Origin of the sequence: Microcoleus sp. D2_18a_D3, from assembly GCF_036702455.1 — a bacterium.
Taxonomy (GTDB): domain Bacteria; phylum Cyanobacteriota; class Cyanobacteriia; order Cyanobacteriales; family Microcoleaceae; genus Microcoleus.
This window is the reverse complement of record NZ_JAUBTK010000072.1, coordinates 1-20403: the sequence shown is the minus strand read 5'-3', so window position 1 is coordinate 20403 and position 20403 is coordinate 1. Positions and strand designations below refer to the sequence as shown.

General features: G+C 46.7%; 13 protein-coding genes. 4 read left to right on the top strand and 9 right to left on the bottom strand.

The annotated features are described in order from the left end of the window. The first annotated feature begins 308 nt into the window (after positions 1-308). Positions 309-3650 (top strand): PAS domain S-box protein, encoded by a 3342-nt coding sequence (locus QUB06_RS25975; RefSeq protein WP_333437735.1) that lies wholly within the window; start codon positions 309-311, stop codon positions 3648-3650. A gap of 180 nt (positions 3651-3830) precedes the next feature. On the opposite strand, the gene QUB06_RS25970 is transcribed toward QUB06_RS25975, so the two are convergent. Next, positions 3831-6152: an iron uptake porin gene (locus QUB06_RS25970; RefSeq protein ID WP_333437734.1), complete on the bottom strand. Its 2322-nt coding sequence runs from the start codon at positions 6150-6152 to the stop codon at positions 3831-3833. A 171-nt stretch (positions 6153-6323) separates the two neighbouring features. Here QUB06_RS25970 and QUB06_RS25965 point away from each other — a divergent pair, with 171 nt between their 5' ends. Both QUB06_RS25965 and QUB06_RS25960 read left to right on the top strand, forming a co-directional pair. Continuing rightward, positions 6324-7055: a sucrose-phosphate phosphatase gene (locus tag QUB06_RS25965; RefSeq protein ID WP_333139561.1), complete on the top strand. Its 732-nt coding sequence runs from the start codon at positions 6324-6326 to the stop codon at positions 7053-7055. A gap of 693 nt (positions 7056-7748) precedes the next feature. Further along, the gene (locus QUB06_RS25960; protein WP_333106534.1) at positions 7749-8102 is read left to right on the top strand and encodes a DUF6464 family protein; all 354 of its coding nucleotides are present in this window, start codon (positions 7749-7751) and stop codon (positions 8100-8102) included. A 223-nt stretch (positions 8103-8325) separates the two neighbouring features. On the opposite strand, the gene QUB06_RS25955 is transcribed toward QUB06_RS25960, so the two are convergent. From QUB06_RS25955 to iscB, 3 genes are all read right to left on the bottom strand, one after another. Beyond that, the gene (locus QUB06_RS25955; protein WP_333306801.1) at positions 8326-8745 is read right to left on the bottom strand and encodes a hypothetical protein; all 420 of its coding nucleotides are present in this window, start codon (positions 8743-8745) and stop codon (positions 8326-8328) included. 5 nt (positions 8746-8750) lie between these two features. Next, positions 8751-9062, bottom strand: a complete 312-nt coding sequence (locus QUB06_RS25950; protein WP_333437733.1) for a DUF1830 domain-containing protein — start codon at positions 9060-9062, stop codon at positions 8751-8753. A 200-nt stretch (positions 9063-9262) separates the two neighbouring features. Beyond that, entirely contained in the window at positions 9263-10537 is a 1275-nt protein-coding gene (gene iscB, locus QUB06_RS25945) for an RNA-guided endonuclease IscB (RefSeq protein WP_333437732.1), read from the bottom strand. Between the two features lie 361 nt (positions 10538-10898). On the opposite strand from iscB, the gene QUB06_RS25940 reads away from it, so the two are divergent. After that, entirely contained in the window at positions 10899-11042 is a 144-nt protein-coding gene (locus QUB06_RS25940) for a hypothetical protein (RefSeq protein ID WP_333281442.1), read from the top strand. 691 nt (positions 11043-11733) lie between these two features. On the opposite strand, the gene QUB06_RS25935 is transcribed toward QUB06_RS25940, so the two are convergent. From QUB06_RS25935 to QUB06_RS25915, 5 genes are all read right to left on the bottom strand, one after another. After that, positions 11734-12120 carry a response regulator gene (locus tag QUB06_RS25935; protein WP_333437731.1) on the bottom strand — a complete coding sequence of 129 codons (387 nt, stop codon included), beginning with the start codon at positions 12118-12120 and terminating at the stop codon, positions 11734-11736. A 283-nt stretch (positions 12121-12403) separates the two neighbouring features. Beyond that, on the bottom strand, positions 12404-15865 hold the full coding sequence (locus QUB06_RS25930; RefSeq protein WP_333437730.1) for a PAS domain S-box protein: 3462 nt from the start codon (positions 15863-15865) through the stop codon (positions 12404-12406). Between the two features lie 24 nt (positions 15866-15889). Then, the gene (locus QUB06_RS25925; RefSeq protein ID WP_333281436.1) at positions 15890-16051 is read right to left on the bottom strand and encodes a hypothetical protein; all 162 of its coding nucleotides are present in this window, start codon (positions 16049-16051) and stop codon (positions 15890-15892) included. A gap of 258 nt (positions 16052-16309) precedes the next feature. Next, complete coding sequence (locus QUB06_RS25920) at positions 16310-18232, bottom strand: response regulator (RefSeq protein ID WP_333437729.1); 1923 nt, start codon at positions 18230-18232, stop codon at positions 16310-16312. Positions 18233-18434: 202 nt separating this feature from the next. Then, positions 18435-19721, bottom strand: a complete 1287-nt coding sequence (locus QUB06_RS25915; RefSeq protein ID WP_333437728.1) for a chemotaxis protein — start codon at positions 19719-19721, stop codon at positions 18435-18437. Positions 19722-20403: the final 682 nt, after the last annotated feature.

Genomic DNA, 20403 nt, shown 5'->3' with positions numbered 1-20403 from the left:
CAATAAAAAAAATAAGTGCGCGAATTTGTAAGCTACCTAAACCCTACCAAGTAAACCATACTAAAGATAGAGTGATCCCAAGAACAGCTATTATAAATTAACAAGTAGGATTCCTTTGAAGGTAGAAGGCACAAGGCAGAAGCAAAGAGAAAAAAACGAGGGAAGCCAGATTTTTTTTAGGTAGAATTTACCGCCCACATTCTGCATAATAGCCTTCTAACTTCTGCCTGTGGAAAACAGGCAATTTTGTTAAAGTCTAGGGTGTGCTGCCAGTCGGGATCTACAATAAACTCAATTTATAGAAACTCATGCAGATAGATATAAGCATTCCTTCTGAAACGCTATCGCCGACTCGTACTGGCGGCACACCGAATTTAATAGAAGAAGTATGGAGGCTGTACGATCGCGCCCTGGCAGCTACCAGCAACGGCATCGCGATCGCGGACGCTACCCGGCCGGACAAGCCTATAGTCTACTGCAACGGGGCTTTCGAGCGGATTACAGGCTACAATCGCAGCGAAATAATCGGGCAGAACTGCCGCTTCCTGCAAGGCCCGGATACCGATGGCGCAGCCGTCGATCAAATCCGCGTGGCCCTGAAAGAACAGCATGACTGCAAAGTAGTTCTGAAAAACTACCGCAAAGACGGCACCGCCTTCTGGAACGAACTCACCATCTCGCCGGTGCGCGACAGCAGCGGGATCGTTACCCACTTCATCGGCGTTCAATCTGATATCACCGATCGCTTCCAAGCAGAAGAAGCCCTCAAACAAGCCGAGGCAAAATACCGCAGCATCTTTGAAAACGCCACCGAAGGCATATTTCAAACCGCCCCAGACGGACGCTACCTCAGCGCCAACCAGGCACTCGCCCGAATGTACGGCTACGATTCCCCCTCAGAACTGATCGCAAAATGTTCGGCAAAAAACCTTTACGCCGATCGCACCCGCCGCGCTTCCTTCATGGCAGAAATCAGCAAAAACGGCTCCCTGAAAGAGTTTGAGTCCTGCGTCCGCCGCAAAGACGGCAGCACTACCTGGATCTCGGAAAACGTTCGCGAAGTCCGCGACGAAAGCGGCGAACTCCTTTACTACGAAGGAACCGTCGCCGAAATCGCCGATCGCAAGCGCGCCGAAGCAGCCCTGCGAAATCAAGAATATTGGCTGAAAACCGCGATTAACGCCGTGCCCGACGCGATCAACCTCACAGACAGCGAAGGGCGCTGGCTGATTGCCAACGACTGCGCCCTCCAACTTTTGGGCTGGGAAACCGCAGACTACCAGGGCAAAACTACTGCCGAACTAGCTGGCGCCGCCGATCCGAGAGTCAGAGAAATCCTGCTAACTTGGCAGGAAACCGACGAAACCACCTGGCAAGCAGGCACTCTTACCTCCAGCCGCCAAATTGTCTCCTTGCCCACAGGCGGCAGCAATTTGTTTGAAGTGCGGAAAGTGCCGCTGTTCAACCCCGACGGTTCGCGCAAAGGTTTAGCCGTCGCGGGGCGGGACATCACCCAGGAAGTAGAAGCGGATGCAGCTTTGCGAGACAGCGAACAGCGGTTTCGAGCAATTTTTGAACGCGCTGCGATCGGCATGGTAGTCGCTACCCTCGAAGGTGTTGCGCTCGCCACTAATCCGGCATTTCAAACTATGCTAGGGCTATCGGAAGCTCAACTGCGGGGTGTCGGCCTCGACGACTGGGCGCACCCGGAAGACGCGCCAGTTTCGGGGGAGTTGCACCGACAGTTGGCGGCGGGCTCCCGCGAAGCTTACCAAATCGAGAAGCGCTACCTCCGCCAAGACGGCAGCATCAGGTGGGGACGCCTCAGCGCCTCTGTCATCGACAGCAGTCAGGGAACGCCACAGTTTATTTTGCAAATGGTAGAGGATATTACCGATCGCAAACAAGCCGAGTCAGCTTTGTTCCAAAATGAGGCTAAGTGGCGATCGCTGATTCTCAACAGTTCCGACATCATTACTATTCTCGACGCCAGCGGTCGCATTGTTTACGAAAGCCCTTCTGTAGAAAGAGTTTTGGGCTACGAACCCGATGAAGTCGCCGGTCAAGTTGCTCTCGATTTGATCCACCCTGACGACCAGCCCTCGGTGATGTCCGACGGCGAAAAACTGATCGCAAATCCAGGCGATCCGATCGCCCTAGAAGGTCGGTTCCGCCGCGCTGACGGTTCTTGGTGTTTTCTCGAAGGTGTCGGCATCAACTTGCTAGCAGACCCCGCTGTGAAAGGAATTGTGATCAACTCCCGCGACATGACGGCGCGCAGGCAAGCAGAGTACCGCCTCAGCAAAATCAACGAGTGCTTTTTGGGATTCACCACCGACGCCGCTGAGAACATCCAGCGGCTGACATCCTTAGCCGGCGAGCTTTTGGGCGGAAGCTGCGCCATCTACAGCCGCTTAGGTGGCGGACTGCTGCACGCAATCGGGACTTGGCAAGCGCCGCCGGACTACCCGCTGGTCGATCGCGCCGAAGGCCACGTCTGCACTGACGTATGCAGCAAAGGAAGCGATCGGGCTGTTGCCATTCCTGACTTGCAGAACACAATCTACGCCCAAACCGATCCCGCTGTCATCCGCTACCAACTGCGAAGCTATCTGGGACAAGCAGTGCGGCTGGGCGACAATTACGTGGGTGCCGTGTGCGTTGTCAACACTGAGTCGATCGCGCCCACAGAAGCCGACTGCAAGCTGATCGGAATTATTGCCGGGGCGATCGGAGTTGAGGAAGAACGGGCCGCCGCCGCCGATCGCGATCGGCAAAAATCCCAAGAACTGCAAACAGCTTTGAGCGACTTGCAGCAAACTCAAATGCAGTTAGTACAAACCGAAAAAATGTCTTCCCTCGGACAGGTGCTAGCAGGAATTGCCCACGAAATTAACAACCCAGTTGGCTTTGTCGCCGGCAACCTCTGCCACGTCCGAGGCTACGTTCTAGACTTATTAGAAATCGTGCAAGTGTATCGAGAAGAGTACCCAAATCCTCCAGCAAAACTTCAGCAACAAGCCGATGATATAGACTTAGAATTTCTAGCAGAAGACCTGCCCAAGTTGCTCAATTCGATGCAGACCGGATGCGAGCGCATTGTAGAAATTATTCAAACTCTCCGCAATTTCTCGCGGGCGGACGAAGCTAAAATCAAGACTGCCGACATTCACGAAGGTTTAGAAAGTACCTTGTTAATGTTGAACACCAGGCTGAAAGCCAAGGCCCAATGGCAGGGCATTAAAGTGATTAAAGAATACGGAGAACTGCCGCAAATAAACTGTCATCCCGGACTCTTAAATCAGGTATTTATGAATGTATTGGCAAATGCGATCGACGCCTTGGAAGAAAGCAGCAGCCAAGCCAAAGACACCGCAGATTCTACCTTTCCTACTATCACGATTCAAACTGAAACGATTGATGACCAGATCATTTTAATTCGGATTAAAGACAACGGTCAGGGCATTCCCGAAGATCAGATTGTGCGTTTGTTTGACCCGTTTTTTACCACAAAACCCGTAGGTAAAGGCACAGGTTTGGGTTTATCAATTTCTCACCAAATTGTCGTTGAAAAACACAACGGCAAATTGCAGTGCCTCTCAGAACCCGGTAAAGGTAGTGAATTTATCATCGAAATTCCAATTAAGTAGAAGGAAAAAGGAACCGTCCTGGACGCAGTACGATATCCAGAAACCGGGTTTTTCCAAAAAACCCGGTTTCTTTTGGCTGCAACGTGGGTATCTTGTATGGTGCGTCGCTACCAGATTTTCTATTTTAATTGCAGATTGGAGGGTAGCGACGCACCCTACGGTATCTATTTATGCTGGGAATTAAAAACTAAACTGCGTCCGCAAATTGCCCACAAAAATTGTCGGGTTGTTATCGAAATTATTGGCATTCCAGATCGCATAAAATGCCGGCACGAGCGAAATATTCTCGGTGACAGGGAAATAATAAGTGGCTTCAATTTCGTACTGCTTGCCACCATTCCCCCCGCCAGAAACCAGAAACCTCCGACCGCCAGTAACGTCAAAAGGTACTAAAAATGAGGCCGTAAACACAGCTCCTTTTTTGAATAAATCAGGAAGTGCAAATCCTAACATATAAGATTGAGTTTTGATCGTGCCGTCGGGTCGGTCAGTCTTGGGAAATATATTGGTTTCGGCGTAGCCGTAGCGGCCGAAAAGACCGAAACGGCGGCTGAGCGACCAATCGAAATTAAAGCTATAAGTATTGGCAGTAGCATTGCCGAGACGGCCACCGAAACCGTCATCTGCCAAACCGTTAAGGGGCCTGCCATTCGGTGCTCCGATTAGCCCGCCAATTTGCTGGATGTTGGAACGGCTGTACAAAAACCGCAAATTTGCCCGATCGCTCGGACTGAATGTTAGTTCGGCGGTACTCGTATTTGTCCCACCAAACAAGCCTTGAGACGGATTGGAAGCCGAATTAAACACCGAACTGGGCAAAAATTCCATACTCTCGCCCAAATAGCCTAAACGCAGTTTCAATCGGCGGCTGATATCCCACAAAGCCAAAGCACCTGCGCCGCGTTTGGTAGCAGTTAACAAAGTGCTATTGTTAGAATTAAAACTGCTCGCACCGTCCACGAAAAAGCTAAAATTATTGTTGTCAAAGTAGCGGTAGAAATTAATTCTGGGGCCGATTACTAATTGCAACCTGTTGCTAACCGGGAACTGATAATAAAGTTCTCGCAGGATAACTTCATTGGGATTCACCCCAGCAGTCTGGTCGAGAAAAGGAGTGCCAAAGGTATTAAAAAGACCCGGAGAAGTATACTGATTGGCTGGTGAATTTCCGTTACCTACAGCTAGCTGTGTAACCAATTGGTCTTTGCCTGTAAAAGAAGTAGTGAGGGTTAACCAAATTAAGTGGCTGAAAGTAATTTCTGGGTCGTCCACTCTCTGCACGATCGGTCTGTTGGTGACAGGATCGCGTCCGGCTACTCGATCGAGCGGAGCAGCATCTGCATTTATTGCTTCAACTCGGACTCCCTTGTCCGCAAAAGCTCCACTCAGATTAAACCAAGCAAATCCGTTGAGTTTAGTAGTAGTTGAAAATTGGTTGGCCTCCAATTCGGCCGTGCGGGCTTCTAAAGCATCTACTCGACCGCGCAATGTAGCTAATTCGGCTGCAAATTCTTCTTGCAATCTTTGCAAAGCAAGTAAATCTTCTCGCTTGACTAAATTCCCAGTAGAACCGCCAAGTTGTTTGGTAATTTGGTCTAAGCAAGCGTTTAATCCGGCGGCGAATTCATACCGAGTCATTGCTCGATTGCCTCGGAATGTGCCGTCTGGATATCCCGCAATGCAGCCGTATCTTTCTACTAGGGATTGCAAGGCTTGAAAAGCCCAATCTGTCGGCCGCACGTCGGAGAGTTGGGAAACAGAAGTGACTTGTGCTGCGTCTTCTTGTATGCTGAGGTCATCAGCGGTGCCTGTCTCGCTGCTGATGTCGGCAACTTTGCTGGCTTCAGCAACTTGTTGAGACTGAGGAGAGTTTGCAATTTCTAACTTCTGTGGAGGCAATTCGCGAATTGCCTCCGTTATTTCTGGGGTGGTTGTTGCACGATCGACTGTTGCTATATCTGTTTGCGGTAAAGCACGATTCACCCATGCTATATCTGTTTGAGGTAAAGCACGATCAACTGTGGCTGCATCTGTTTGGGGTAAAGCACGATCGACTGTGGCTGCATCTGTTTGGGGTAAAGCGCGATCGACTGTTGCTGCATCTGTTTGAGGTAAAGCACGATCGACTGTTGCTGCATCTGTTTGGGGTAAAGCGCGATTCACCCATGCTATATCTGTTTCGGGTAAAGCACGATCGACTGTTGCTGCATCTGTGTCGGGTAAAGCGCGATCGACTGTTGCTGCATCTGTGTCGGGTAAAGCGCGATCGACTGCGGAGTTAGTCTCTGCGGTAATCGCCGCTAACTGCGGTATCTCAATCTTACCTGCTGCCAGCGCTGCGTCTGGGGTAGCCGTAGGGACGGCACTCGCTTCTAGCGCAACTTCTGGAGTTGAGGTATCCTGAATTTGAGCTGTTGCGGAGATCGGCCCCAAAGGCACTGCCGCACCAGAAATCAAGAAAGACAGCCAAAAAGCTTTAACCGAGGTTGCATTATTCACCATAAAACTCACACCACTTGTGGAAAATTAAATCTGGCCAAGCTTAACCGATAAGCTTGCTTATAAATGTATTTTTTTTAACAAATTCTTATAAATAGTTAAAACTATTTTAGGAAGCGCTCGATTCCCCATCACTAATCACTGATGACTACTGACTCCTGACTAATTCCCCAAATGAAGTTTTTATTAGTTACAGATTTAGACAACACGCTAGTCGGAGATGACGAAGCAACTCAAGTTTTAAACCAGCGCTTGCAATCACAGCGATCGCAAATTTGTTTGGTTTACGCTACCGGGCGTTCTTATGCTTCAACTTGCGAATTAATTGCCCAAAAGCAACTGCTAGCACCGGACTATTTGATCGCAGGTGTAGGCAGTGAAATTTACAAAGACGGAACCCTCGATTTAGATTGGGCGGAATATCTTTCTCAAGGCTGGGATAAAATGGCGATCGCCTCTTTAGCTCAGCAGTTTTCCCAGCTTAAACCCCAATCCCCAAAAGAACAAAATCCTTGGAAAATCAGTTATAGTCTGGAACCAGCAGCAGAAAATAGCTCGACTGTCCAGGCTTTGCAGGAAAAGTTAACTGAATCGGGACTGCCAGCTCAAATCATTTTTAGCAGCAATAGCGATGTGGATCTTTTACCGCAAACTAGCAATAAAGGCAATGCCCTTACTTATTTACAAAAACGCCTACAAATTCCATCTGAGGCAACATTAGTTTGCGGTGATTCTGGCAATGATATCAGTATGTTTGAACAGGATGTCCGGGGAGTAATCGTCGCTAATGCTCTATCAGAACTCTTAGAATGGCATCGCGAATGCGGCACTGAAAATCATTATTTAGCTGGTTCTGCTTGCGCTTGGGGAATCATGGAAGGAATGGCATATTTTTGGGAATTTTGATTGCCACAAATTCCCTTTGGTTTGTAGTGATCACTGAAGTCCTCATACAAATCAGAGGACTTCAGTGATCACTACAAACGCACCCAAAGCACCCCAAGTCCTGCAAACCGTTAAGTAGGTGTGCAGAATTAATTACACAATATTTCTACTGAAACCCTTGCCTAGCAAGGAGTCTTTATGTAATTAACTCTCTTTTGTCACTTTCGGCAGAAAATAATGTGGGATGGTTATAGCATAAGACTTTTACCAAAAACCTTGATTTGGGCCATTCTGTTGGAAAATAAATGCTCAAATCCTTGATAAACCTACAGTTGAAAATTTGGTTCTCATTTTTAATTTCCCAGAGTGACAAAAGAGGGTTAATTTTGTGTGGTTACTTAAAATCTGTTCAGGAATCTCAACCGCGTATCGATCGAACCTGCGAGTTGCGATACCATCAGCGTGTACTGCTTTATCAAACCTAATCGAACTTAACTTTAGTTACCTCAAGCGAGTTGAAGTTTATTTCCTAGCCTGTTGGGCCCAACGTAGTGGAGGGAGTCGCCTATTCCTCGATCGCCAAAGGTTCTATAGTTAAGTTGAGCGCCTAAACCTAAATTACTCTCTCTATAAAAACTTATCTTTCTAGATGAACAAGATGTAGGTTGAGTCAACTATTTGCCCCTTTAGTTCAGTTCGCCAACGCACCGCCACATGGAACAAAATACTTTACCCGTAGAGGTGATTCTCTCTCACCCCCGCCAATATTTAGGTAGCCTTCGGCTGGATTGGACGCCACAACCGGGGAACTATGTAGATTTAGAGGGACAAACCTACGCTGTTTTGGAACGCCACCACCGCTATCAACTCAAATCCGGCCGCTACCGACTGCAAAAAATTGCCCTGTACGTGCAGTCGGCCACACCGCCGACGGAAAGAACTTTTGTAAGCGGCATCTGGGTTATCGGAGATGCTAGCTGTCGCTTTAATGCTCGATCGGAAATTCTGCGCTGTGCTGTCAATCCCAATGGCCCGTGCAACTGCTGCTGCGATTACCAAAAGTCTTGAACCATCAAGTCAATCGATTTTAGATTTTAGATTTTAGATTTTAGATTTAAGCATTGACCCCACGGATAAATTCGGGGGCGCCTTTATCGGATACAGGTTTTTTATTTCTGGACGGATGAATCCGGGGGCTTGTATCCTGGATGCTTTCGGTCAGTACACAATTCCACCTCGTCCAACCGAGAGTGCCGAGAATCTCGGCGTCTCCCTCAATTACAAGAAACTATCACAACCAACTAGCAACTCTGGAATCGAATTTAACTTCTTCAGGAACGCGGTAATCTATCTTCTGATAGCTGTGCAGCACGTCGCGAATGCCAGTATGAATCAAATTTTCTATGTGCAGCAACTGTTCTGAAGAACAGCGAACCTGAACTGTTTGGTTTGACACAGACTCGCGGGAGTCGATCGCAGTATATCTATTAGGAACTCGGCTGAGCACATAAGCAATTAAATCCTGTCGCAATCCCGAAGGCGAAAAAGCTTGTTGGTATGGGTGCTTCGGATAAGACTCCAAGATAATTTCTACTTCCTCTGTGACTACAGCTAAGGTAATATTGACAAGATTTTTCTGCATTTTCCCCGTCCCCAAACACTCGTTAACTAATATTTTTGTGGCCGTTCTCGATCTCGTCTGATTTCTCATGAATTTTAACCGGCTGCTAATACCGCCCATCGTTCTTCGGTCATCACCAGCTCGAACTCGGAACTTACCTCTTCTATAACCCGCAGCACGTAGCAGGGAATCTTGTCGGATAAAATAGCACTTGCCACCGTACCAGTGTGAATTTCTAAGACTGCTTCAGCAGCAGCTTCAAACATCAGTCGCTGTCCCGGAAACATCACTCTTTCAAAGTACCAATTAGGAATGTTCCCAATCCGAACCACCTGAACTTGGTTGCTAACATTTGCGTAATAGCACAGAATCTGGTTGTTACCTTTATAAGATAGCTGATCAGACATTTAAAAAATCTCCACACTCTTTCAAAAACTTACTGAGACTTGGCCTTGCCTGTTAGTAGCAATTACGAGTTTGGCTCTTGTTCAAACGACCGACTTATTTTTGGGGTGTTATTCGAGAGCGCGAATCACCAGAAAACGAGCGAGAAGCCCCGGGCTACCGACATGGGGAGGAAAGCGGCTGCGACTTCAGTCGCCTTGAATCAAAATCCATAGGAATAGCCATCTTTTTTGTGAATAGGCTTGCAATATTTATGACTAATTCCTGCTACTCTTCCCTTCGTTGTAGCAAGGTCGAACGAGCCGGATGCACGACAAAGAACTCGTCCCACATAATAGCCGACTTTCTTGCCTGCGGTGACTGTCGCGCCAACGATATCGCCAGTCTGAAAACAGAAATGAATTTCCTTTCTCGACTTGTGACGAATTGGGAAGCCAAACCGATCCGTGCCACACATTTGTCGAGTACCGTGTCCTGCTGCTTTTATTAGCAGCGGTTGAGAAGTCGGCACCTTTAATTCTTCGACTTTACCTACGCAAGCAGCATCTAACCAGTGAGATTTAGGTAGCTGCAAACGAGTGCGATTGAATTTTGTCAAGCCGCCACTACCAGTAGAAACTGGTAAACCAGTCATACGGAGTCGATTAAATAACGCCCAACGAGTCGAATTAACGGCTGCTGCGTCTTTTAAGGGACGTTGTGCTTGAGATAGAATCCGCTTCAAAATCTCTGGCTTTTTAGATAGGAATTGCTCAACATCTTGAGTGCCTTTCTTTTTGTTGCAAGCATCGCAAGCAAGACAAAGATTAGAAATGCGATTAGATCCACCTTTGGCTTTGGGATGAATGTGTTCGACTTGTAGCGGTGTATCCGTAACTCCACAATACGCGCACTTTCTATCCCATTTGTTTAACAAATATTCGCGGATCTCGTAACCACATAAAACGCCTTGCTGATATTCCAGTCCATTAATCTCTGGATTTTCTAGTTGTTGTAAGTCGAACCGCACAAGTTCTTGAACAATAGAACCAATGGGAGCGACTTTCATCAATCTAGTTGCCCAGGTTAGGGTTGTTTCGACACGATGTTGTAGGCTGGGAGCCAACCACCCTTTCGGGCGAGTTCTATTTAGAAATCTAGCTTTCCGATAACGAGTATGACGATTTCTCCTACCTCTACGCAATGAACGGCGAGACTCCAAACTAGCTTTAATAGCTTGACCTCGGTGAGTTAGCTCTGCACCAAAGATTATATTCTCTCCTCGCACTAATGCGATTCCAGTAGCCTTGGAGCCAGGGTCTAATTTAAGAGTGATTGGTTCCTGGGGTGCTGTTATCTCTACCTTGAGAATGAGTGTGAATGGATATCTTTTAAAAACAGCAGCTTTGCCAGTGGTTAGCAATTTGCGAGCCAATCCTGGACGAATTGGATTGAGCGGTCGTTTGTGGATATCAAGTAGAAAAACGAAATTAGACACAAAGTCCTCCATTGCTGGGTAAAGTTCGCTTCGAGAATGTTTTAGGAGCTTGTTATGCCAAAAGCACTGGTTTAACCCCGTTAATCCTGTTTAACTTTTGGCGATAGAGCGGAAAACTAGCGTCGCATTTTCCGGTATCATGACTCTAAAAACGTAGGTCTAATCCTGTCTCTGGTAAGGTTCGGGCTTTCTTCTTGCACCGCTCGGAACGAGCCGGACTTCCTAAAAGCCCCCGCTTTTAAGCGTGGGGTTCCTTACATCCTCAGTTATTAATTTTTTTAGCATTTAGTTATCCTGCCAACACTTAGAGGACTGGCGCAGAAACCCGGTTTTTCCCGGTAAAAAACCCGGTTTGTTTGGTATGCAGGGCCTAGATCCTGACTTATTTAGGTTGGTTGTGCTGTGGCACGAGTTAATCGAAAGTACCGTCACTGCCCCGAACTCTCCTGACAACAGGTTCGCTCTTTGGCAGCGGAATGGTGCTGAGAGTGCGATCGACCTTTAGATCCAGAGCTAGGAGTAAACTTTATCTAAAAAATATGAGGAAATTATGAAGACCATCATTTTTTTTAATAAATATACTTTTGCCGAAGCAGGGATTACAACACTTAGGCAAAAACCGGGTTTTTTAGCCAAAAACTTGGCTGCATCTGTGCTCCGGGGTTAAAAAACCCGGTTTCTGAGGGAATTCTGCGTAAATCTTGGATTAGCAGGCTGAAACCGGGTTTTTTAGCAAAAAACTTGGCTGCATCTGTGATTCCGGGTTTAAAAAAACCGTTTTTGAGGCAAGTGTGCGTAACTTCTGGAGGAGTTCTTCTGCCTGTAAATACGATGATAGCCGATCGCCTTTGCGGGTAACAAAAAACCCCGACTCCCTGAGATCATCTCTAGAACTTCTAGGGAATCAGAGTTTAAATTAACCAATCACCGATCCACCTCAAAGCTAAATCAAAAAAATGAGGAAATTATGAAAATAGCAGGAAAAACTAGAACTTTCCTGGACGCATAAACCCGGTTTAATAACATAATTGCGTGAATTTTGCAAGAATCAAGGGAATGAGAAAGGGGATTTTCGATCGTCATCCGGCTTTAATGCCACTTTGATTCTTCCGTCGGCCTGGGCCGACTTTGTTTGTCTAGTAGCGGTTTCAACTGCCGAGTTTGATATCCTATCTGCGATCGCATTTTCCCCAAGTTTAAAGCAACGGTTCCCAACCCAGAATTTCCGCCACTTGCTGTGCCAAACTCAAAGGATCGAAAGGCTTTGCAATCACCCCCGCTACCCCCAAATCAGCAAATTCGCTCAAATCCATCGCCTGCACCTTAGCCGTCAGGAAAATCACCGGAATCCCGCGAGTAGCCGCATTGTTTTGCAGCAAACCAAACAGAGTAACTCCGTCCATATCCGGCATCATCACATCTAGCAGAATAGCGTCAGGGAGTTGAGTTTCAGCTAAAAGCAATCCTTGGCTGGCGTCGGGCGCGCTTAGTACAAACCAGCCGCCTAAATGTTCCAGACAGGCCTGAATCACGCTGCAGAGGTTTTTTTCATCATCGATTACCAAAATGCGCTTTGCTGACATAATTAAAACTCAAATTTTAAATTAATCATGGTAAACCGAAAAAAAACTTACGCACGCTGCCTCCTCAACCGGGTTTCTTGACAGATATAGCAGAAGGAAGAAGCAATAAAATTAAGAGTTTCAGCACTTAAAAACGTCCTAATCGTCGGGCGCGTTTGCTATATTATGCCGCTCACCTACTTAAACCGAGAACAGAAAAATCGATATATAGCCCTTGCAAACTCATTCTCCCCGCGTGCGTTGCGAGGAACGTTAGCTTTCGCGATGTCTTATCAAAGCAATCTCAAAACTCAAAACTTTTTCCCCCTTCGCCTTCCAACTGTGCGGGCACTGTGAAATAGAAACTGCTTCCTTGTGAGACAACACTTTCGACCCAAATTCTGCCCCCGTGCTGCTGTACTATGCTGCGACAGATAGCCAAACCCAAACCCGTACCTCCTTTTTGGCGGGAGTCAGAAGCATCCACCTGTTGAAACCGTCCAAAGATAGTTTCTAGTTTATCAGTAGGAATCCCCCGCCCTCGATCTTTGACTTCAAATAAAACCCGTGAAGCGTAGCTATCCCGTAGGGAATCGCCCAAATCTTCAACCCTGACAGTTACTGTACTCCCTGGAGCCGAGAATTTAATCGCATTGCTCAACAAATTTACCAGGAGTTGAACGATTCTGTCGGGGTCAGCCCAAATTTTTGCTGTTTGGGGCAAAATCGACAAATCAATGTTATTTTCAGCAGCCAAAGAAAGTACAGATTCTGCAGACTTCCGCATCAAAACCTGGGCATCGCACCACTGCTTGACGAGGATAACTTGGCTTGATTCGAGCCGCTCTAAGTCTAGAATATCGTTTACCAAACGCACTAACCGTTCGGTATCGCTCGAAGCGATTTCTAACATCTGTTTGGCAGTTTCCGGTTTATTTTTTAGTACCCCAGCCGCCAGCAAACCTAAAGAACCGCGAATCGAGGCAAGCGGCGTTCTCAGTTCGTGGCTGACAATCGAAATAAACTCATTTTTCATTTTTTCAATTGCCCGACTTTCTGTGATATCTGTGACTGTGCCGACGTGACCAATTAGTTGATCTCTGTCGGAAAAAATCGGAGCTGTTTTAAGCCGACAAAACCGGATGGTTCCGTCTCGCTGGATGTGGCGGAATTCGCAGGAAAATTCCCCATCTAGCGATTGCGATTGGGGCCACTTAGACAGAATTAGTTTGAGGTCTTCGCGGTGAACAAACCGCATCCAGCCGTTTCCTAAAGCTGCTGCAGGTGTGAAGCCACCAATTGCTTGACAGCGAGGATTTGTATAGGTACATTTCCCCTCAGTATCAATTTTGAAAATACCCACGGGGGAACTCTCGCTCAGAGAGCGAAATAAAGCTTCGCTTTCCCGGAGTTCTGCTTGAGAGCTTTCTAGTTCTCTGGTGCGCTGCAAAACTCGCATTTCTAACCGTTCGTTGAGCTGTTGGAGGGCGGCTTCAGCAAATTTGCGATCGCTAATATCCCGGTGCACTGATACCCAGTGGGTAAACTCACCATTTTTGTCCGCTATCGGCACAATGCTCATTTCTACCCAAAATTCCGTCCCGTCTTTGCGGTAATTGATCGAGTCAACCCGCACCGGCTGCCAGGTTTTCAAAGCTGTCCGAACTCGATGGAGACTGGCGCGATCTGTTTTTTGTCCTTGCAAGATGCGCGGCGTTTTGCCCACAACTTCTTCTAGGGTATAGCCGGTCATCCGCGTGAAAGCTGGGTTGACATAAAGAATTCGCGGGCCCGGTTCCTCAATCGGTTCAGCTTCGGTAATTAACACGGCGTCGTTAGTGGTGGTGACTACTAATTCCAACAGGCGCAACTGTAATTCTCTAGCTTTGCGATCGGTAATTTCTGTAACAGTCCCCACCATCCGCACTGCATCGCCTGCTTCGTTGTAAAAAAACTTACCTTTCCCCTCCATCCAGTGAATGCTGCCGTCGGGCCAAACCACGCGCTTTTCGTGACAGAAATCTGATCGCTGGGCGATCGCCTGATTTATAGCATTCTCCATACTTTTTAAATCTTCGGGGTGAACGCAAGCTGCAAAACTTTGATAAGTTCCGGCAAAAGTGCCCGGGATCAACCCAAACAACTCTTCGTGTTCCCTCGACCAAACTATGCGATTTTTCTGCACGTCCCAGTCCCAAAATCCAATTTTGGTAGCCGACAAAGCTAAGCTGAGTTGCTCATTGGTTTTCCGCAACTCAATGCTAGTAATAGCAACTCGAAGTTCTCGGGCTATTTCGATTTCGCACGGCTGCCAAGGCAAAGATTTTGACCTCACAGTTTCTTGCCACAACTCAAAGGAAATGCGAGGAGACATCAATCGGCTGCCATCCGCTTTAAGTTCAATTTGCCCCTCTGGTGGACCTGCCCAGTTGACAGTTTGAAGTGCTTCGGGACGGAACCACAAAATGTAATAATTTTGCATCTCGGACATGGCAAGTACCAGCAAACCGCTAGCAACTTCTTTAAACTTCTCGGCGGGCGGATACAGTTTTGAGAGAGAATCTGTATAAAAAACCTCATTATTTATTTGAGTTTTTATCCAAGCAATTAAGTTTTCGATTTCTACCAATTCCGGGGTTTGCCCGATGGTTGTTAAACTTTCATTTGCACACACAACTCCACCAGTAGCACCCACTAAAGCCAGCAATTCATCTCGGTATGTTAGTAAACCTTCTACAAAGCAGTTTTTTTGATAAATTTCCGTGATAAATTTTTGGCAAAGTGCTTTTAAATAAATTGCATATTCCCGGTCTTCGCTATCTTTTTTGTAGCTGAGTTCTAGATTTACAAACTTGGCTAGCAGTTCGCAAGCGGTTCTTGTTTCGTAGTTGACATACTTTCGTGTTGGGTGGTGACAGGCGATCAATCCCCAGAGTTTTTTATCTTTGATTAATGTTAGGGTCATGCTAGCGGCAACGTTCATATTTGTGAGATATTGAACGTGGCAAGGAGAAACGGTTCTCAACAAAGAACCGCCCATATCTAAAGGGCGACCCGTCAGCGGATTGCAGTGAGGAATTAGTTCTACAGGCTGACAGTTAATATCGGGAATAAACCGAATTAAATTCATGTGGAAGAGGTTTCTTGCCTGGGCGGGGATATCGGTAGCCGGATAGTGCAGTCCCAATAAAGGAGCCAAACTTTCTACTTTGTCTTCGGCGACAACTTGCCCCGCCCCGGTGGCATCAAATTGATAGACGATCGCCCGATCGAAACCGATGATCCTCCGCACTTCTTCAACTGCTGTCTGACACAGCACTTGTAGGTTTGGTGTTCTGTGGATTTTGTCGATCGGCTCTTGGACTAAATTATAACAATTGAAACAATCGGTTGTTTTTGGGGAAACAACCGACTCTAGTTCAACAATTAATGCTGAATTTGATTGATGTAGCGTCCCCTCAAAAAAAGACTTGCGGTCTTGACTTTTGAATGATAATCTGAGCGCGTTACGTTGTTGGTCGTTTTCAAATAAAGCTTTTTCAATAGCCTCAATTTCCTCAGTCTCGACAAACTCCTCTAAAAATTGATCCAAAAGTTGTTCGGGGTAAAGGCCCATCGCCTCAAAAGTATTGTTGCTAACTTGCAAAATTTTCAACGCCGGAGATTCCAGCACCAAAAGGATGCCGTGAGGTTGAATGGAACCCGGGGCGTAAATTAGTTCGCAGTCGCTGTTATTGAGAGTGCCTGTGTCTGAGGGCAATACCATTGCTTTCAACTGATTAATACTTCTCTAAATTAGTCTGTGTGGGAGCATCTCATATTTGTAAAAACACTTATTATGGCTCCTTCCTTCTTCCTCCTTCCTTCTTCCTCCTTCCTTCTTCCTTCTTCTTCTTTCCTCCTGACTCCTGACTCCTGACTCCTGGCTCCAATTTCTAGCGGAGGGCTGCATAAGTGAGATGCTCCCGTCTGTGTTCTCGGCGGGCTAGCATCAATCAACAGCACCGCGTCGCAATCACACAATCTAACAATCCCCAGTCTTGGCTAAGGCTTCCTGATTTGTTTCGGACACGCACTGCATATTTGCTCCTAGTTATCCCATTAAAAAAAAAGAATACAAGTGTAGGTACGCGATCGAAACCCATATCTCATCAGTCATTCCCACTTCTTCAATTCTTTAATTCTTTAATTTTTTAAATCTAAAATGGGATTAGCGCTGTGCCTGAGCCAGTCTGTTTCTCAGTTGAGTCCGCTCCAAACGATTCAGGAGGCGAGCAATCAATTCCGGTTTCACGATCGGCTTGTTCACGTAGTCGTCAGCACCTGCGACAAACATTTGGCGCACTATTTCCGATTCGGAATGAGCTGTCAAAAATAGCACGGGGAGCTTGCTCCAGCGCAAATCGTTGCGAACTGCCAAACACAGCTCGATACCGCTGTAACCGGGCATCTCCACATCTAAAATTAGCAAATCCGGACAAGTCGTTTCGAGTACCTCCCAGAACTTTTCGGGATCGTCCAATGTTGTTACTTGAAATCCCCAAGGTTTTAGAATCACTTGCAGTGCAGCCAATAGATGCACGTCATCGTCTACCACCATAACTTTAGCTTCAGCAGGGCCAGTCTGGTCGAGAACTTGGGCGACTGCTTTGAGTATATCTGCTGGGGGCATAGATTTGTGTAAAAAGCCGGAAGCTCCCAAACGAGCAACTTCTATTCGATCGCTCAATTGATTGTGCCCGCTAAAAACCATCACCGGAATTTCGGGCTTTTCACTGCGGAGTTCGGCTAAGAGAGAAAGTCCGTTTTCCTGAGCTCTGGAAAATGTCAAATCCAGCAAAATCGCGTCGGGAGGCTGTTGAGAAATCGCATTTCTTGCCGCTTGCGGAGAGTTGGCGACTTCTATCTGGAAGCCGGAACCGGATGCTACTGTTTTGAGTTGATCGCTCCCAAAATTATCATCCTCAACAATCAGCATTCGGCGCTTTTGGGAAACCGCAGGAACCAAATCGCCTTCTGGTTCGGGCGACGGGCGATCGAATATCTGTTTGATCTGATGCAGAAAGCCTTCAATCTGCTGAGCCGTATCCGGTTTCCAGATGTTTTCAGGCTTGAACAAATGTTCTATCTGGCGCGCAACTTCCGAACCTTTCGGCAGCCCTAACGTGCCCAAAGAACCGACTAATTTGTGAGCTTGAGCCTGGGCTTCCTCGCGCACTTCGCCCTCCAAGCTTCCGTTTTTCAGTTGAGCGATCGCGCGATCGAATATCGCCACCTTTTCTATAAAATTAGCTTTTAAATTTTCCCGCATTTGTGCAATCGCATTCAAGACTTTGAGACGGCGCTCATCTTTGTTTAATTCCTGACTCGACCCGCTAGATTCAGTAGATAAAGTCTCTTGAGTTTTAGCAGTTTCTGGCGTTTCCTGCTCAACTTGTTGGCTCTCAATCTCCTCCGGCAGACTTTTGAGCCGATAGCCCAATCCGTACACGGTTTCCACTAAATCTACTGTCATCCCGGCTGCTTTCAGCTTCTGCCGCAGCCCCTTGATGTGAGCGGTAACGGCTTCTTCTTGAGGAAATTCGCCGGCCGACCAAATGCGATCGAGGATGGCGCTGCGACTGAAAATGCGCCGAGGATTTCTCAGGAAAAGTTCTAGCAAATTGTACTCTTTGGGAGTCAAGTGCAGCACTTTTTCGGCATAAGTTACTTCCGTAGTGTCCGGGTTGACTTGCAGTTTTTCCCATGTTAAATTTGTACTCGACAAAGTTGCCTTACCCCGGCGCAGCAAAGCCCGAATTCGAGCGATTAATTCTTCGAGATTAAAGGGTTTGACCACATAATCGTCTGCACCCGCCTCTAAACCTTGGACTCGATCGTTGCTGCTATCTAGCGCTGTCAGCAGTAAAATCGGCATTTGGCAGCCGGACGATCGCAATTTCCGACACAAACTAATGCCGTCGAGTTTAGGAATCAGCACATCCAAAACAATCAGGTCGTAATCGTATGCCTGCACCAAATGCAACGCTGTTTCACCGTCGGCAGCAGCATTCACATTGTAATTGTGAGAGTTCAGCGCTTGAGTCAGCAAACTGACTGTAATTGTGTCATCTTCTACCAGCAGGATTTTCATAAACGTCACCTGTCCTTCCAACTATTATTGGAACTTTTTATCGGTTTTTGGGGCTAATTAAATAGCCTTTTTACAACTTAATTTAAAAATTCCCCACCTTCAGTATAACAAATAGTCTTCTGCAAATAGAATAATTCTAAATTATTATTTTTATTTTATTTGTTTTCTTCTCGAAATATTTCATTAGATTCGGGCTGGGATTTTATGGCTTTTTGGACTTCAGGGCCTGCTGAATCTTTTGAATCAGATATTGCGAGGAATCTTGATGTTTAACTAAGTCTTCTAACTCGGAGACCGCTACTTCGGCGTGTTCTATCTCTTGAACTAAAGAATCAGCGGTAACACTTTTTATGCCTGCCAAAGGTTCTTGGATAGCGCTCAATGAATTAAATTTTTTTTCCGCTATTAATTCTTCCAACTCTAGCAGGGCCATTTCTGCGCGATCGATCTTGATCGTCACGGATTTAGCGACATTAGCACCCGCTCTTGCTGCCTCCGTGAGTTCGTGAACTCGCAGTTTAAACCGACTGGCAATTTGCTCCATTTGAGTCCCCAATTCAAAAGTTTTACTTGCCAGTCTGCCAATTTCTAGACTCACTTTGCTCAGACCGCTGGGCTGACTTCCCATTTGATTGGTAACTACAGCCACCTGTACTGCTAAATGCCTGACTTGTTCGATCGCCTCCCGGATGGTTCGGGAAGTGCGGTTAACCGTTTCTAAATCATTAGCTATTGCTTTGCCCACGCCCAAAATTTTCTCTGTATTGTTGCAAATAGAAGTAGCACCTTGAAAAGTAGCTTGAAATGCTTGGCGACCTTCGGAAGAAATCAGTTTCGCAATCCTCACAAATCGCTGATTCATTTGAGCAATTTCTTCAGCTTGTTTGACCAGTGCCACTTGCTGGGCACTGGGATTCGTATGCAACTTTTCTATTTGACGTTGTTGGATTTTTAAAAGCTCATTACATTCGTGAACCTTAGCCTGTTCTTGTTGAAGTAGCGCCAAATACTTGTGTCTTTCTACTCGGTATTTTTGAATAACTTTGTTAGCTTGCGCTAAAAGTTGTGACTGGGTAATTACCAGAGTTTGAACGTCCAACAGGCGGTAGCTTTGGTTTTCCATTACCACAATAATCGGTTCATAAATTAAGTCTTTGTGCCTGTTGAAAGACGCTTGCACGGCATCGTCAATTTTCCAGTTTTCCGAAAGCAGCAAAGGCGGAATTCTCAGAAAATCTAACAAGGATCGAATCGGGTGTGACCCGTACAGTTCTACGCGATCGGGAAAACTCATTTGCTCTCGAAATTTGAGGCGAGAAATCATGCCCAATACTTGTGATTCATGAGTAATAATGACTCCCGGCAGGTCTGGTTCTTGCTCAAATCTTTCAGCCACTACCTGTCCTGGAGTTGTAGCGCTCACTTGGAAGTCGTGACACGGCAGATGTCCGATCGTGAAATCGGGGGTGAGTTGAGTTGGATTGCTCATTTACCCGGATAGTGTTAAGTACAAGTTAACAAATTATATATTAATATAATACTGGAATAACATTGTTGAAAGTAGTCAACGACCCAGCACGGAAGTGACTGGGCTTCGGGCCTAAAACTTCATTTTCAGTTGAGCAGCCTGACACCTTTGATGTCTAGGTTTTTTGAGTAATGACACCAAGCGGATGCGTAGCTAGTCCCCTGTTCTGTCGTTAAGGGTTAAACATTTTTATTTGGGTTAAGGACGTACCATTAGCCGAATCAGCTCAGAAAACAAAGGCGCGTGCTAACTTCACCCCAGCAATGGGAGTGGAATTGCTTAGTTTCCATCAACAACCCGGTTTACAAACACGACCAGAAGCGATCGATTATACAGCCGTATCCCTTCCCCCCGTTTTCTCCTACCGCTTTCGCGCTCGTAAAGCGCTGGAGCGCGGGTCACTCGCCCAGAAGAAAGATGACAACTATAGGGAGAAATTAGCTCTCTGGCTCCCGGGCCTTCTATTACCTACTTTCTGACTACTGTCATATCAAGTCTGTTGGATCGACCGCGCCTGCTGTGCCCCAGGTTCCGTCCTCACAACAGGGGCATTCATATTTTGTTCTTTAACTTCCAGCCGGGAAGTCCCTCGGTATATTTAGAGGGGATTAATCTGAGCGCTACGCGAAGTACCCCGACTAAA